Raw genomic sequence first — 15,497 nt, 5'->3', positions numbered from 1 at the left:
CTTGGCCGGGTGAGCGCTGCTGCTCAGCCGCGCCGCAACCGCAGGCCCAGGAAGGCCAGCCCCAGCCCGATCAGCGTCATACCGGCGCCCAGCGGCAGCACGGGCAGCACCTGTCCCGACGGCTGCGCGGCGACCCGGGCACCCCGGCCGGCACCGTTCTCGCGGGGGTGCTCGGAGCGGCGCCCTTCGGACTCGTGCGGGTCGGGCCTGCCGAGGCCCTGGTCAGAGGAACGGGGCGCGGGACGGTTGCCGGACGGGGGCGGTGGCTGCGCCGGCCTGCGTCCGGTCTCGCCGGTGCGCAGAGGGTGCTCGCCGTGCCCGTGCTCCTCGCGTGGGCGGGGGCCCTGGGCGCCGGGGCGGTCGGTGGGTTCCTCGTCGGCGGAGTGCCCGGGGCGTTCCGTGGGGGAGCGTGGAGGCGTGGTGGGGCGGTCGCTTGGCGCCTCGCGCCGTGCTGGGTGCTCGTTCTGCCCGGGGTGCCCCGCCTCCGGCCGCTGACGGGGTTCGCCGGGCCGGACCGGGGAGGCGGGCCTCGTACCGGGGGCCGAGGGAGTGTGCATGGGTGCGTGTCCCGGAAAGCCGGGAGCGAGGTCGTCGGTGGCGGGAGGGGGAGCGAGATCCGGCCGTACGGGTATGCCGGGGCGCGGTGCACTCGGAAGGGTGTCGCGGCCCGATTCGGGGCCGGGCCCGGCTCCTGTGAACGCACCCGAAGCGGGCGACCTCCGTGTCCGGGCCTCGCTCCTGGTCTCGGCCCTGGCCTCAGTTCTGCTCTCGGCCCTCTCGGTCCGGGCGCCGGGCCGGGCTCCCGACTGTTCCGGGCCCGTCTGCGCGAGGGCGAGCTGAGCCGGAAGGGCCAGCAGCGCACAGGTCACCAGGGTGACTCCCCCGCGCCTCGGCTGAGCGTGCCCCACGGCCGTGACCCTCCCAGGCTGGATGGTCCAGAGACGTATCCAGCGTCACACGAAGGGGAGTATCCGGCATTCCGGGCACGAACGGCGGGCCGGAACCTGCGCCCCGTATCGCGGGCCGGCCTGGCCGCCCGGGCCCTCGTCCGGACGGCCTGCGGTCATCCGGCTCCGCCAACCGGTCACGGTCGATCAGCCACGGTCAACCGGTCACGGCGTCCGGCCCGCGCCAACCGGTCACGGCCAACCGGCCCGGCCAACCGGTCACGGCGTCGTGCCCGCGCCAACCCGCCACGGGCACCGTCAACCAGTCGTGGCCCAACCGGTCACGGCGTCAGCAGGATCTTGCCGACGTGGCCGCTCTCCTCCAGTGCGCGATGCGCCTCCGCCGCGTCGCGCATCGGCACCGTGCTGTCCACCACGGCGTGCAGCCTGCCGTCGGCCAGCAGCGGCCACACGTGCTCGCGTACCGCGGCGACGATCGCCGCCTTCTCGGACGGGGGCCGCCCGCGCAGCGAAGTCGCCGTGACGGCACCGCGCTTGGCGAGCAGTGTGCCCAGGTTCAGCTCGCCCTTGGCGCCGCCCTGCATCCCGATGATCGCCAGTCGGCCGTTGACGGCGAGGGCCTTGACGTTCGGTTCCAGGTACTTCGCGCCCATGATGTCGAGGATCACGTCGGCGCCCTCGCCTGCCGTCGCTGAGCGCAGTTCCTCGACGAAGTCCTGCTCGCGGTAGTTGATCAGGATGTCGGCGCCCAGCCGCGCGCACCGCTCCAGCTTCTCCGCGCTGCCGGCGGTGACCGCGACCCGCGCGCCGACGGCCTTGCCGAGCTGGATGGCCATCGTGCCGATCCCGCTGGAGCCGCCGTGCACAAGGAGTGTCTCGCCGGGGCGCAGGTGGGCGACCATGAAGACGTTCGACCAGATCGTGCACGTCACCTCGGGGAGCCCGGCGGCCGTCGTCACGTCCACGCCGTCCGGTACGGGGAGCAGCTGCCCTGTGGGGACCGCGACCTTCTCCGCGTAACCGCCGCCTGCCAGTAGTGCGCAGACTTCGTCGCCGATCGCCCAGCCGGTCACGCCGGGGCCCACTGCTGAGATGCGTCCGGAACACTCCAGGCCGGGATACGGGCTGCTGCCGGGCGGCGGGTCGTAGAAGCCCTGCCGCTGGAGGAGGTCGGCGCGGTTGACGGCGCTGGCCGCGACGTCGACGAGGACTTCGCCGTCCCCGGGCACGGGGTCGGGGACCTCTGCCCAGACCAGGGCCTCGGGGCCGCCGGGTTCGGGAATCGTGATCGCATGCATACGGCCGACGCTACCCGCACGCGCCCCGCACGCCGCGCTCCCCCGGGCCGCACGTCGCATAGGTGAATCTGAGCTTCTGGTCGGGCGTCGGCACGTACCCCTGAAGGCAGCCCGTGCAGAACCAGAACCAGGAGTCGTCCTTGCCGGGCCCGGTCTCGCGGGTGTCCTTCCACAGGAGCCTGTCGGGACAGTTGGGGCAGGTGGGAGGCGGGTCCATCGCGACATCGTCACGCCTCACGCCTGCCCGCACGCCTCCGGCGCCACCATGGCCACCCGAAGGGATGAGTAGGGCGATCAGGGACGGTGACGACGGCTGCCGCTACCTGAACTCGCCCCTGCGGCCGTCGGGTTCGCGCATCGTGGGAGTCGCGCGGTGGATGACCACGACACGGTCCGTCAGCTGCAGTGTCGCGGCCTCCGGGTCGTCGAAGGCGAGTATCCGGTGGCCACGTACAACGGAGACGACCAGGTCAGCGCACTCGCGCGGCGAGTGACCCGCCTCGGCCTTGGTCACCGGGCGCTCCTTGAGGTCGAGCCCGGTGCCCTGCTGGATGAGGTCCTCCATGACCGTGCTCGCGTACGGGCTGAGCATCGCCAGGCCGAGCAGCCTGCCGGCGGCGCTCGCGCTGGTGATGACCGCGTCGGCGCCCGACTGCCGCAGCAGCGGGGCGTTCTCCTCCTCGCGCACCGCTGCGACGATCTTGATACGGGGGTTGAGCTGCCGCGCCGTCAGCGTGACCAGAACGGAGGTGTCGTCGCGCTGGGGCGCGATGACGATCTGCTTGGCGCGCTGGACCTCGGCGCGCACCAGTACCTCGCTGCGCGTGCCGTCGCCCTCGATGCCGGCGAACCCCTCGGCGTTGGCGGCCTTCACGGCGAACTGGTGGGGGTCGATGACCACGATCTGGTTGCGGCCCGTACCGGTCGACAGCAGCGTCTGGGTCGCTGACCTGCCCTTCGTACCGAATCCGACGACTACGGTGTGGTCGCGCAATGCGGACCTCCAGCGGGACAGGCGCCACTGCTGGCGGGTGCGGTCCGTCAGCGCTTCGAGCGTGGTGCCGATGAGGATGATCAGGAAGAGCACGCGCAGGGGCGTGACGAGCAGGGTGTTGACCAGGCGTGCGCTGTCGGTGACCGGGGCGATGTCGCCGTATCCGGTGGTCGAGAGCGTGACGGTCGTGTAGTAGACGCAGTCCATGAACGACACGTCGTTGTCGGCGTCGTCCGCGTAGCCCGCGCGGTCCAGGTAGACCAGCAGCACGGTCAGGCACAGCACACCGACCGCCGCCAGCAGGCGCCGTGCCACCTGCCGGAACGGGCTGACGTCGGGGCGCGGCAGCAGTACGTTGCCGTGCCGTTCCTCGCTGTCCTCCGCAGGGCCGCGCAGGCGCCTCACCATGGCAGGTCCAGCACGGGTACGTCCGTGCCTGGTGCGGCCCCACCGGGGGGTACGGCGGCGAGCGCGTCGGCCGAGGCGATACCGCGCAGCATGGCGGGCCCCGCGTACCGCAGCGGCCGGATGCGTGCCCGGATGCCCGAGCCCTCGCGCACTACGGGTACCAGGCGTGTGTCGTGCGGGTGGCCCGCCACCTCCTCGCCCAACGTGGCCTGCGGAACCGCTCGTTCGGGCAGGCCCGCGAGGGTGCGCAGCAGCGGGACCGCGAGCGTGACGAGCCCTGAGAGCGCGGCGAGCGGGTTGCCCGGCAGCCCGACCAAGTAGGCGCCACCGCGCGGATCGGCGCCCGGGAGCGTGGCCAGCAGCATGGGGTGGCCCGGGCGTACGCGTACGCCCCTGACGAGGAGTTCGGCGCCCAGGCGGCGCAGCGTGGGCTGGAGGTGGTCGACGGGCCCCGCAGCCGTACCGCCAGTGGTGACCACCACGTCGGCCGTGGTGGTGGCCACGGCCTCGTACAGCGCCTCGGCGTCGTCACCGAGGCGGCGCGTGACGATGACATCGCCGCCGAACGCCTCCAGCCACGGGCCGACCATCGGGCCGAGCGCGTCACGGATACGGCCGTCCTGTGGGCGGCCCTTGTGCAGCAGTTCGTCGCCCAGTACGAGGATTTCGGCGCGCGGGCGGCGCACGACCTCCAGCTCGTCGTACCCGGCGGCGGCGGCCAGGCCGAGCACGGCCGGGGTGACAGGAGCGCCGGCGGGCAGCAACTCGTCGCCCTTACGGCACTCCTGGCCGCGCGGGCGGATGTCCGTTCCCGGCTGGGGAGGGCTGTCGGTGCGCAGCCGTCCCTTGGCGGTCAGCTGGGCCTGTTCGGAGCGCAGGACCGCGCTGGTCCCTGCCGGGATACGGGCGCCTGTGGCGATGCGTACGGCCTGGCCGTCGGCGAGTTGGCGCGGTTCGCCGCGGTGTCCCGCGAGGAGACCACCCGCCTCAGCGCCGTCGGCACCGCGGGCCAACTCCCAGGGGCCCGGGCCCGATACGGCCCAGCCGTCCATCGCCGAGGTGTCGAACGACGGCAGGTCGGTGAGCGCTTCCAGCGCAGCGGCGAGCGTGTGACCGCGCGCACGGTCGAGGGGGAGCTTCGTGGGAGGCAGTGCGCCGACGGCGCCGGCGGCGAGGGCGCGCGCCTCCTCCCAGGTGGGGGTCGGCGCCTCTTCGGTGCGGCCCGGCCCTTCGGGAGAATCAGACGTGTGCGCGCGGTCCTGCCGGCGCGCACCGCTACTGGATGCCCCGTCGGTGTGCGCGGTGCCCTCGGCACGTTCGCCGTGCGCCGCGGCCTCCGCCTGTTCGTCCGCCCACTGGATGCGCCGGATGCGCTTGAGGCGCGGTGCCGGTGGGGTGGCGGGCCTGGACCTGCCGCTGTTGGCCAGGGCGATGGCCTCGTCGAGTTCGTCGGAGCCGCTCATGACCCGTCTTCCGTACCGTCGTCCTCCGTGCCATCGGCGCCCTTGGTGCCCGCTGCACCCTCAGCGGCCTCGGCCGCCCAGCGGTGGGCGAGTTCCGTGGCCTTGGCCGCCGCACGCGCGACATCCTCCGGGGTGCCGCCCGCCTGCCCCGCCGCGTACCCCACCAGGAACGTCGTCAGCGGCGCAGCGGGCCGCGCGACACCATGCGCCGCGTCGCGCGCGAGGTCGAGCAGCATGGTGGTGTCGACGTCGGTCCCGATGCCCAGTTCAGCCTTGACTGCGGTGATCCATTCATCCAGCACGGTGCCATGCTCCCTGATACGGGCCCGCGCCGTGGCGATGTCGTCCCAGGTGTCGCAGTCGGCCGCAGCGGCGGCGGCCGACGGTGTCGTGACGCGGCGCAGCCTCAGCCCCGGCAGCAGCAGCCTGAGCGGCAGGCCGGAGAGGTGGCCGTACTCGGTGCGCAGCAGGGCGAGTTCGCGGCGCAGGGGCTCGGTGGCGTAGGCGGCGAGCAGGGGTTGGTCGCGCCCGTCACTGACGACGCTGCCCTCGTCGCCCGTACGCAGATCGAGCAGTTCGCGCACCGTACCGCGGTCGACGAAGGGCAGGTCGGCGGAGAGCACGAGCACCGTGTTCTGCTTCACCTGCGCCAGCCCCGCCTGCAGCCCGGCGAGGGGCCCTCCGCCCGGAGGGTCCTCACGCGCCCACAGAACGGGCCTGTACGTGGCACGCCGGGGTCCGACGACCGTGGTGGCCTCCGCGCCCTCGCAGGCCGTCAGGACGCGGTTCAGCAGCGTTCTGCCACCGATGGTGACGGCGGGCTTGTCCACGCCGCCGAGGCGGCGCGCGCCGCCGCCCGCGAGGACGAGAGCGTCGTACGCGTGGGCCCTCTCGGGCTGAACGCCCCTTCCGTGGGGGCGGTGTGCGGGTACCGAAGCGTGGGTCACGCCTCAGAGCGTACGGAGCAGCACCGCAGGACGCTCCACGCAGTCCGCGACATGACGCAGGAACCCGCCCGCCGTGCCGCCGTCGCACACCCTGTGGTCGAAGGTGAGGGAGAGCTGGACGACGTCCCGTACGGCCAGTTCGTCCCCGACGACCCAGGGCTTGCGGGCGATACGGCCGACTCCGAGCATGGCGGCCTCCGGGTGGTTGATGATCGGCGTGGAGCCGTCGACGCCGAACACCCCGTAGTTGTTGAGCGTGAACGTGCCACCGGTCAGCTCGGCCGGACTCAGCGTGCCCGCGCGTGCGGCATCGGTGAGGCGGACCATCTCCGCGGTCAGCCGCTCGGCCGAGAGCGTGTGCGCGTTCCGTACGACCGGTACGACGAGGCCCCTGTCGGTCTGCGCCGCGAATCCGAGGTGCACCTCGGGCAGAACGACGATCTCCCGCGCCTCGGTGTCCACCGTCGAGTTCAACTCCGGGAACCGTGCCAGCGCCGCCGTACAGACGCGCCCCAGGAGCGCCAGCAGGGACACGGCCTGGCGTGCCGTGCCGTGCGCGGCGGGGGCGTTCATCTCCCGGCGCGCAGCCAGGAGTTCGGTGGCGTCGGCGTCCACCCAGCAGCTCGCGTCCGGTATTTCGCGGCGGCTACGGGAGAGCCGTTCCGCCGCGGTCCCCCGGATTCCCCGCAGGGGGATGCGCGTACCGGAGAGTGTCTGTCCGGCCGTGCGCCCCGCGTCACCGCGCGGTGCGTCGGTGGGGCGCTCGGTGGCCGCTACGGCGCGCTCGACGTCGACGCGCAGGATCAGCCCGTCCGGACCTGTGCCGTCCAGTGTGCGCAGGTCGACGCCGTGTTCGCGCGCGAGACGGCGCACCAGGGGCGAGATGACGGCCGTGGTGCGCCCGCCGGCCGCTCCGGACAAGGGCTGCGGCTGTGGCGTGTACCGGGGCTGTCCGACCGGCGCCGTACTCGCTACCGGTGTCGCTCCGGCGGTTTTCGCGGCAAGTTGTACGTCCGCTGAGTCCGTCGGGCCTGCGGGGCCCGCCGCGCTTCCCGGGCCCCGCGCGCCGGTCGCGCCGGTCGTCCCCGCTGTTCCCGTTGTCCCCGTTGTCCCCGACCGGCCCGTCCTCACGGCCGCGCGCCTGCGCCGGGCGGGTGGCGCCTGCGTCCCGTAGCCGACCAGTACGTTGCCGGAGCCGCCCACGTGCTCGGGTTCCGGGGCCGGGCCGCCGGTGCCGCCTGAGCCGTCGGCGCCGGTGGTTTTCCCCGTACCGCTGGGGGCCCCGGAGCCCCCAGGGCCCTGTCCGACAGCCACCGTGAGCAACGGGGCTCCCACGGGCACCTCGGCGCCCTCCTCGGCGCTGTGGGAGGTCACGACTCCCCCGTACGGGCACGGGACATCGACCAGGGCCTTGGCCGTCTCGACCTCGACAACCGGTTCGTCCACCTTCACGGTGTCGCCGACCGCGACGAGCCACCGTACGATCGTCGCCTCCGTCAGGCCCTCGCCCAGGTCGGGCAGGGTGAACTCGCGTACCTGGCCCATCAGATGCCGCCTCCGTCCGGATGCCGCTCGGTCCAGCCGCTCTCCCACTGGAGGCGTGCCACCGCGTCCAGGACCCGGTCGACGCCCGGCAGATGGTGCCGCTCCAGCATCGGCGGCGGATACGGGATGTCGAAGCCTGCCACGCGCAGCACGGGCGCCTCCAGGTAGTGGAAGCAGCGTTCGCTGATCCGCGCGGCGATCTCGCCTCCAGGGCCCGCGAATCCGGGCGACTCATGGACGACGACGGCGCGTCCCGTGCGCCGGACCGAGGCGACGACCGTCTCCTCGTCGAACGGAACCAGGGAGCGCAGGTCGATCACTTCGAGGTCCCAGCCCTCGGCGCCCTCCTCGCGCGCGGCCTCGGCCGCCTCCAGGCAGACCGGTACGGAGGGGCCGTAGGTGAGGAGCGTCGCCGAGGTGCCGGGGCGCCGCACGACCGCCTTCCCGATGCCGGGTACGGGCTCGGGCGCCTCCGGATTCCAGTCGGCCTTCGACCAGTAGAGCCGCTTCGGTTCGAGGAAGATCACCGGATCGTCGGAGGCGATGGCGGCGCGCAGCAGCCCATAGGCATCCGGAACGGTGGCGGGGGTGACCACATGGATGCCGGGTGTCGCCATGTAGTAGGCCTCGGAGGAGTCGCTGTGGTGCTCGACACCCCCGATGCCGCCGCCGTACGGCACGCGCACCGTCAGCGGCATCGGCAGCCCTCCACGTGTGCGGTTGCGCATCCGCGAGACGTGCGAGACCAGTTGCTCGAAGGCGGGAAAGGCGAAAGCGTCGAACTGCATCTCCACGACCGGCCGCAGCCCGTACATCGCCATGCCCACGGCAACGCCGAGGATGCCGGCCTCGGCGAGGGGCGTGTCGGAGCAGCGGTCCTCACCGAACTCCTTGGCCAGCCCGTCCGTCACACGGAAGACACCGCCCAGGGTGCCGACGTCCTCGCCCATGACGTGCACGTCCGGGTCCGCGCGCATCGCGTCCCTCAGCGCGCGGTTGAGGGCCTGCCCCATGGTGGCGGGCTTGCGTGCCGCCGTCGCGCCCGCTTCGGGCGGCTGCCTGACTGCCGTACTCATCGCCTGTCCTCCCCCGCTCCGGAGCCGTCACCGAACTCGGCCGCCGCCAGCTCGTCGCGCAACTGCACGGCCTGCTCCTGTAGTTGCTGGGTCCCCTGTGCGTAGACGTGGGGGAACAGCTCTTCCGGGTCCAGCTCCGGGTCCTGGTTCATGCGCGCGCGCAGGTCCTCGGCCCGGCGCTCGGCGGCCTCCCGGGTCGCGCTCACGGCCTCGTCGTCCAGCAGCCCCCGCTCGCGCAGACCGCGCTCCAGCAGGGCGACGGGATCGTGTGCCCGCCACGCCTCGACCTCGTCGGCCGCGCGGTACCTCGTTGCGTCGTCCGCGTTGGTGTGCGCCTCCAGGCGGTAGGTGACCGCCTCCACGAGGGTGGGTCCGCCGCCGCTCCTGGCGCGGTCCAGCGCCTCCGTCAGCACCTCGTGCACTGCCACGGCGTCGTTCCCGTCGACCAGCCGGCCGGGGACGCCGTAGCCGACTCCCTTGTGCGCGAGGGAGGGCGCGGCTGTCTGCTTGGCGAGCGGTACGGAGATGGCGAAGCCGTTGTTCTGCACGAGGAAGACCACAGGTGCCTGCCACACGGCGGCGAAGTTGAGCGCCTCATGGAAGTCGCCCTCGCTGGTGCCGCCGTCTCCCACCAGGGCGAGCGCCGCCACCTCGTCGCCCCTGAGTCGCGCGGCGTGCGCCAGGCCGACCGCGTGCGGAAGCTGGGTCGCCAGGGGTGTGCACAAAGGCGCCACCCGCGTGGCCCGTGAGTCGTATCCGTGATGCCAGTCACCGCGCAGCAGGGACAGCACCTCGACCGGGTCGACGCCGCGCGCCACGGCGGCGAGCGTGTCCCGGTAACTGGGGAAGAGCCAGTCACGCTCCCCCAGCGCGAGCCCCGCAGCGACCTGGCACGCCTCCTGGCCCGTTGACGAGGGGTAGACGGCGAGGCGCCCCTGCTTGGTGAGCGCCGTTGCCTGCTCGTTGTACCGCCGCCCGTGCACCACCGCCTCGTACAGGCGCAGCAGCAACTCCGCCTCGGGCTCGACGCCCGACTCCCGGACGCCGCCCTCGCCACCGAGCACGCTGTACGGCTCCGCCTCAGGCAGCAGAGGCGCGGGGTCCGTGCGGGGACGCCAGGACGGGGGCGGCGTGGGGGCGTAGGCACTGTGCTGCTCCAGGACCGTCATGACGAGCACCTCCTCGTGGGAACCTGCTACGACGTGCGCTCACCGGCCGCCAGGGCGTTCCGGGGCAGGAGAGCCGGGTGGGCTCCCCCTACCGATTGTTCGGTCGCTGGCACATTTTGGCTACGGGTGGCCTCAGCCTGTGGACAAATGGTCCGCAGGCTCGTTCGATAACCGCAGGGCGTCCACGGAGGGGAGGCTGGGGGCCATGCCGGATGAACAGATGGCCAACGGGCCAGGAGGCGCCGCGCAGTCCGGAGACCTCCGGGCTTCAGCGCGCCCCCTCGACTCCATCGACAGGGACATTCTGCGACTGCTCCGGTCGGACGGCCGCGCCTCGATACGCTCCGTGGCCGAACGTGTGCACGTGTCACGGGCCAATGCCTACGCGCGGATCAACCGCCTCATCGACGACGGGGTCATACGCGGCTTCAGCGCACGCGTCGACCAGGAGCGCGCGGGGCAGGGAGCGTCCGCCTACATCACGTTGAAGATCGTGCAGGACTCGTGGCGCAGCGTCCGCGAGAAGCTCCAACAGCTGCCGGGCGCCGCGCACATGGCGCTGGTCAGCGGCGACTTCGACGTACTGCTACTCGTGCACACCTCGGACAACAGAGCGCTGCGCGACCTCGTGCTCACCCGCATCCAGTCCATCCCCGAGGTGCTCAGCACACGCACACTGCTCGTCTTCGAGGAGACGGACCTGGAACCGGAAGCCTGACCGGCGCCCGATGCTGGGGCGAGTTGAGCGGCGCCCCCGTGCTGGGGGGCGCCGCATTCCAGGGGCGCGGGGAACTGCGCGCCCAGCCACGAACCACCCGCAGCCGGCGACGCACGGCACGGGGCACCCCCTTCTCCGCACCGGGGAGAGGGCACTTCTCCGCACAGAGGGAAGGCCGCATCTCGGCACAGGGCGCGGGCAACTTCTCCGCACAGGGAGAGGGCAAGAAGGGTCGCGGGACACGCACAGGCACCGCGAGCCGGCGGGCACCCGCTTCGTGGCGCCTCAGTGCGTACGCAGCCCCGAGAACGCGGTGCGTACCACCGCTTCGGCGACCTCGGCGCTGGTGTCGTTCGGTGCGCCGTTGCTGCCCGCGCGGTCGGGGCGGTACCACTCCGCGATGGAATTGATCATCCCGAACAGCAACCGGGTCGCGAGCCGCGCGTCCACGTCGGAGCGCAGATCGCCTTCGGCAGCCGCCCGCTTGACCAGCTCGGCGACCCGCTGGTCGAACTCTCGCCTGCGGTCCATCGCCCAGACCTCGGTGTCGGTGTTGCCGCGCACGCGCAACAGCAGCGTCACGTAGGGGAGTTCGGTCATCAGTACCTCGACCGTGCGGCGCGTGACATGTTCCAGCTGCTCCACGGCCCGGCCCTCGACGGCGCGGGGTTCCTCCAGGATCCCGAACAGGCCGCCGAGTGCGCGGCTTATACCCCGGCGCAGCAGCTCTTCCTTGCCTCGTACGTGGTGGTAGATCGAGGACTTCGAGATCCCGGCCGCCTGGGAGAGGTGCTCCATCGACGTGCCGTCGTAGCCCCGCTCGTTGAACACCCGCACGGCGACGGAGAGCAGCGAATCGGGCGTGTAGGTGTCGCGCTTGACCGTGGGCATGCGGCCGATGCTAGCGGGGCGCGAATCGGAGTTATCCACAGGTTCACGAGCCCCCTTGCACCGAACGATCGGTCGGTTGCAGTATCTACCACGTGAGCGGTCGCGGCAAAGGCCGGGCCCGCACACCGTCCGCCTCTCCCGTCCGCATTCCACCGTCTTCCCAGCTCAGCGAGGAGTTGGTCCGCGTGACCACCGGTATCGGATCCACCACAGCGCAGCTCATCGAAAGGCACCGTCCGACCCTGGACCGCGCGCTGGACGCGATCCGCACCAGGGAGTTCTGGTCCCCGCACCCCGAGCACCCGAAGGCATACGGCGAGAACGCGGCAGAGGAGGGCCGGGCGGCCTTCGACGCGCTGCGCGGCAGCCGGTTCGAGGTGCCTGGCCAGCCCGTCTCCGGCGAGTGGACCGCGACCGAAGTGTCGCCTTACGGCCTGGAGATGGGCATCTCCTACCCCCGTGCTGACGAGGGCGCCCTCGACGCGCTGCTGCCCGTGATGCGCGCGGGCATGAGCGCGTGGCGCGACGTGGGCCCCGAGGCACGGGCCGCCGTGTGTCTGGAGATCCTGGCGCGGATCAGCGGGCGCACGCACGAGTTCGCACAGGCCGTCATGCACACCAGCGGGCAGGCGTTCATGATGGCCTTCCAGGCGGGCGGCCCGCACGCTCAGGACCGGGGCATGGAGGCGGTGGCCTACGCCTTCGCCGAGCAGGTCCGCACCCCGGAGAGCGCCGCCTGGGAGAAGCCGCAGGGCAAGCGTGACCCGCTGCGCGTCACCAAGGAGTTCACCCCCACGGGACGGGGCATCGCGCTGCTGGTCGGCTGCAACACCTTCCCGACGTGGAACGGCTTCCCGGGGTTCTTCGCCTCCCTCGCGACGGGCAACGCCGTACTGGTCAAGCCCCATCCGCGCGCTGTCCTCCCGCTGGCCCTGACGGTCAGGATCGCGCGCGAGGTGCTGGCGGAGGCCGGTTTCGCGCCCGACCTGGTCGCGCTCGCCGCCGAGGCCGACGGAGACGGCATCGCCAGGGACCTGGCCGTGCGCCCGGAGATCCGCGTGATCGACTACACCGGCGGTTCGGAGTTCGGCGAGTGGCTGGAGGCCAACGCCCGCCAGGCGCGGGTCTTCACCGAGAAGTCCGGGGTCAACACCGTCGTCATCGACTCCACCGGTGACTACCGGGGCATGCTCGCGAACCTCGCGTTCTCCCTCTCGCTCTACAGCGGCCAGATGTGCACCACTCCGCAGAACCTGCTCATCCCCCGGGACGGCATCGAAACGGACGCAGGCAAGAAGAGCTACGACGAGGTGGTCACCGACCTCGGCGCCTCGGTGGTCAAGCTGCTCGGTGACGACACGAGGGCGAACGCTTTGCTCGGCGCGATCGTCAACGACGGCGTACGAGAGCGGGTCGATTCGGCGCCCTCGCTCGGTGAAGTCGCCCTCCCCACCCGCGAGGTGGAGAACCCGGAGTTCCCTGGCGCCACGGTCCGCACCCCCGCGATCGTGAAGCTGGACGCGGCGAAGCCGGAGGCCGAGGCCGGCTATCTGTCCGAGTGCTTCGGGCCCGTCTCCTTCGCCGTGGCCGTGAACTCGACGGAGGAGGCGCTCGCGTTGCTGCGGCGCACCATCAGGACCCGGGGTGCGATGACCGTCTCGGCGTACACCACATCGCCGGAGGTCGAGCGCGAGGTGCAGGAGGTGTGCTTCGACGAGCCGGCCCAGCTCTCGCTGAACCTCACCGGAGGCGTATACGTCAACCAGACGGCAGCCTTCTCCGACTTCCACGGCTCGGGCGGCAACCCCGCGGCCAACTGCGCACTCAGCGACGCCGCTTTCGTAGCTGACCGCTTCCGCGTGGTGGAGGTGAGGCGCATGACAGAAGCGTGAACCGACCCCGCGGCGGCCTCGCCCCCGGACGGACGGCACCGTGCCTGCCTCGCCACCTGGTACGGCCGTCATCGCGCGTGCCTCGCCGACCGGGGCGGCCCCCGCGAAACGGGCGCCAGGCGGTAGAGCGGAGCCGGCCGCACCGCAGAGCAGCGGGACCTTGCCACAGGGCGGGACCGCACCGGGGAGCAGCGGGACCGCACCGCAGAGCGGGACCGCCGGGCGTCGGTGCGGTTACTGCGCCGGCTTGCCCGTGGAGACCGTCAGGTCGATCTTGTCCTTCTTCGGGTCGAAGTCATCGAGATTGGAGGGAGTCTGCGCCGTGACCGTGTTCTTGCCCCAGATGTTCTCGTCTTCCTTGGTGACCACGCCCACCTCCCAGTCGGCGGCGCGCAGGCAAGCCTTGACGGAGGTGAGGTCCTTGTAGGTCAGCTCCGGAATCATGACCTTGCTCTTGTCGTCATAGGCCGGTGACGCGTCGGTGCACTTGCTGGGGTCGATGGTGCGGCTCTTGTCCGGGCCCTTGAACTTGCCGGGGGAGTCGTCGCTGCCGGAGTCACCCGTGTCTCCGCTCGTGGCGGCGGGCTGCTCGGAGGTGGGACGGCTCGGCTTGTCGTTGGCTTCCGGCTTGTCCTCGTCACCGCTGGTCAGCCCGATGACGACGAAGACCAGCGCGACGATGACGGCGACAGCGGTGAGCCCGTAGCCGATGAGGGCACCCGTGTTGCTCTTCTTGCCGGGGCCACCGGGCCCGCCGTGGGCGGACTGCGGCGCCAGGTTGTACGGGGGCGGGGTGGCCGCACCGCCCGCCTGTGCGCCGTAGGGCGAGGGCGGCGGGGTGCCGTAGGCCGGCTGGCCCTGGCCCATCGGCGCCGCGTTCGGAGGCGGCGGGGTCGAGGGCCCGAAGCCGCCGCTGTAGGGGCCGCCGGGCCCCTGCGGCTGGCCCATCGGCTGGTAGGGCTGCTGGACGCTGCCGGGAGGGGCGCCGGAGCCCGCCTCGTTGACCGGCGGGAAGACGGCCTGGCCCACGCCGGCACCGCTGTGCGCCGGCGGGCCGCCGCTGATGATGATCGGCGAGGCCCCCGAGGCGACGCCCGAGCCGCCGATGCGCATGCACTCGTCGTGCATCGAATCGGCGGACGGGAAGCGCTCGTTGGGGTTCTTCTTGAGCGTGCGCGCGACCAGTGCGTCCAGGGCGGGCGGCAGGGACTGGTTGATGGAGGAGGGCGCGACCGGCTCCTCCTGTACATGCGCGTAGGCGATGGCCAGCGGGGAGTCGGCGTCGAAGGGCAGGCGCCCGGTGAGCAGCTCGAAGAGCATGATGCCGACCGAGTACAGGTCGGAGCGGGCGTCGACGCCGCGCCCCAGCGCCTGCTCGGGCGAGAGGTACTGGGGGGTGCCGACGACCATGCCGGTCTGTGTCATGGACGTCACACCGGACTGCATGGCACGCGCGATGCCGAAGTCCATGACCTTGACGATGCCGCGCTTGGTCAGCATGACGTTTCCAGGCTTGATGTCCCGGTGCACCAGGCCCATCTCATGGCTGACCTCAAGGGCCGCCAGCACATCGCCGGTGATCTTCAGCGCCTTCTCGGCGGGCATCGCGCCGTACTGCGCGATGTCCTCGTCGAGCACTGTGCGCAGCGGCTTGCCCTCGACGTACTCCATGACGATGTACGGCACCATCGAGCCGTCTATCTCGTCCTCGCCGGAGTCGAAGACCGAGACGATGTTGGTGTGCGTCAGCTTGGCGACCGACTGGGCCTCGCGGCGGAAGCGCTCGCGGAAGGACTGCTCGCGGCCCAGTTCCGTATGGAGCGTCTTGACCGCGACCTGCCGGTCCAGCACGGAGTCGTAGGCGAGATAGACGGATGCCATGCCACCGGCGCCCAGGAGTGAACGGAGCTCGAAGCGCCCCCCGCCGACCATGCGGCCCAAATAGTTACCGGCCGCCTGTGCGCCGTCCTCGCTCATCTGACTGCTTCCCCCTCGGCGGCGCTGCCCCCGTGCAGGTACGTTGAGTGATCCATAGACCTGTGTACGGCCAGGTTTGCCCGAGGGCTGCGTCACGTCAAGCTCGTTGCCCGTTCCGTGACCGGATGCGCATACCGTCTCCGCGAGTGCCGTCACGGCGAGACTACGGGGCGTCTCCCGCCCCAGCGCACAGGCCCCGTGCGGCCCTTGT

The 15,497-nt window shown here is 72.0% G+C and carries 13 protein-coding genes; 2 read left to right on the top strand and 11 right to left on the bottom strand.

The window, feature by feature from the left end; genetic code table 11:
- Window positions 1-23: 23 nt before the first annotated feature.
- The 9 genes from NMN56_RS06415 to pdhA form a co-directional block, all read right to left on the bottom strand.
- Window positions 24-869 (bottom strand): hypothetical protein, encoded by an 846-nt coding sequence (locus NMN56_RS06415; RefSeq protein WP_274042772.1) that lies wholly within the window; start codon window positions 867-869, stop codon window positions 24-26.
- A gap of 359 nt (window positions 870-1,228) precedes the next feature.
- A complete protein-coding gene (locus NMN56_RS06410) occupies window positions 1,229-2,206 on the bottom strand; it encodes an NAD(P)H-quinone oxidoreductase (protein ID WP_274042770.1) in 978 nt (325 codons plus the stop codon).
- Window positions 2,207-2,216: 10 nt separating this feature from the next.
- Window positions 2,217-2,423 carry a hypothetical protein gene (locus NMN56_RS06405; RefSeq protein WP_280842745.1) on the bottom strand — a complete coding sequence of 69 codons (207 nt, stop codon included), beginning with the start codon at window positions 2,421-2,423 and terminating at the stop codon, window positions 2,217-2,219.
- Window positions 2,424-2,525: 102 nt separating this feature from the next.
- Window positions 2,526-3,608: a potassium channel family protein gene (locus NMN56_RS06400; protein ID WP_274042768.1), complete on the bottom strand. Its 1,083-nt coding sequence runs from the start codon at window positions 3,606-3,608 to the stop codon at window positions 2,526-2,528.
- Window positions 3,602-5,071, bottom strand: a complete 1,470-nt coding sequence (locus tag NMN56_RS06395; RefSeq protein WP_274042767.1) for a molybdopterin molybdotransferase MoeA — start codon at window positions 5,069-5,071, stop codon at window positions 3,602-3,604. Before NMN56_RS06395 ends, NMN56_RS06400 begins: the two co-directional genes overlap by 7 nt.
- Window positions 5,068-6,018, bottom strand: a complete 951-nt coding sequence (locus NMN56_RS06390) for an NTP transferase domain-containing protein (protein ID WP_274042766.1) — start codon at window positions 6,016-6,018, stop codon at window positions 5,068-5,070. The genes NMN56_RS06395 and NMN56_RS06390 overlap by 4 nt, the downstream gene beginning before the upstream one ends.
- A 3-nt stretch (window positions 6,019-6,021) precedes the next feature.
- Window positions 6,022-7,563 (bottom strand): dihydrolipoamide acetyltransferase family protein, encoded by a 1,542-nt coding sequence (locus NMN56_RS06385; protein WP_274042765.1) that lies wholly within the window; start codon window positions 7,561-7,563, stop codon window positions 6,022-6,024.
- Window positions 7,563-8,639, bottom strand: coding sequence for an alpha-ketoacid dehydrogenase subunit beta (locus NMN56_RS06380; RefSeq protein WP_274042764.1), 1,077 nt, complete (start codon window positions 8,637-8,639; stop codon window positions 7,563-7,565). Before NMN56_RS06380 ends, NMN56_RS06385 begins: the two co-directional genes overlap by 1 nt.
- Complete coding sequence (gene pdhA / locus NMN56_RS06375; protein WP_274042763.1) at window positions 8,636-9,808, bottom strand: pyruvate dehydrogenase (acetyl-transferring) E1 component subunit alpha; 1,173 nt, start codon at window positions 9,806-9,808, stop codon at window positions 8,636-8,638. Before pdhA ends, NMN56_RS06380 begins: the two co-directional genes overlap by 4 nt.
- A gap of 205 nt (window positions 9,809-10,013) precedes the next feature.
- Between pdhA and NMN56_RS06370 the strand changes: the two genes are divergently transcribed.
- Window positions 10,014-10,526, top strand: coding sequence for an Lrp/AsnC family transcriptional regulator (locus NMN56_RS06370; protein WP_430542484.1), 513 nt, complete (start codon window positions 10,014-10,016; stop codon window positions 10,524-10,526).
- Window positions 10,527-10,811: 285 nt separating this feature from the next.
- On the opposite strand, the gene NMN56_RS06365 is transcribed toward NMN56_RS06370, so the two are convergent.
- A complete protein-coding gene (locus NMN56_RS06365; protein ID WP_274042762.1) occupies window positions 10,812-11,417 on the bottom strand; it encodes a TetR/AcrR family transcriptional regulator in 606 nt (201 codons plus the stop codon).
- Between the two features lie 185 nt (window positions 11,418-11,602).
- Here NMN56_RS06365 and paaN point away from each other — a divergent pair, with 185 nt between their 5' ends.
- Window positions 11,603-13,309 carry a phenylacetic acid degradation protein PaaN gene (gene paaN, locus NMN56_RS06360; RefSeq protein ID WP_274042761.1) on the top strand — a complete coding sequence of 569 codons (1,707 nt, stop codon included), beginning with the start codon at window positions 11,603-11,605 and terminating at the stop codon, window positions 13,307-13,309.
- Between the two features lie 234 nt (window positions 13,310-13,543).
- On the opposite strand, the gene NMN56_RS06355 is transcribed toward paaN, so the two are convergent.
- Window positions 13,544-15,286: a protein kinase domain-containing protein gene (locus NMN56_RS06355; RefSeq protein ID WP_274042760.1), complete on the bottom strand. Its 1,743-nt coding sequence runs from the start codon at window positions 15,284-15,286 to the stop codon at window positions 13,544-13,546.
- Between the last annotated feature and the right edge of the window lie 211 nt (window positions 15,287-15,497).

It is taken from the genome of Streptomyces iconiensis (genome assembly GCF_028657195.3).
GTDB classification, from domain to species: domain Bacteria; phylum Actinomycetota; class Actinomycetes; order Streptomycetales; family Streptomycetaceae; genus Streptomyces; species Streptomyces iconiensis.
This window is presented reverse-complemented; position numbering and strand designations above follow the sequence as displayed.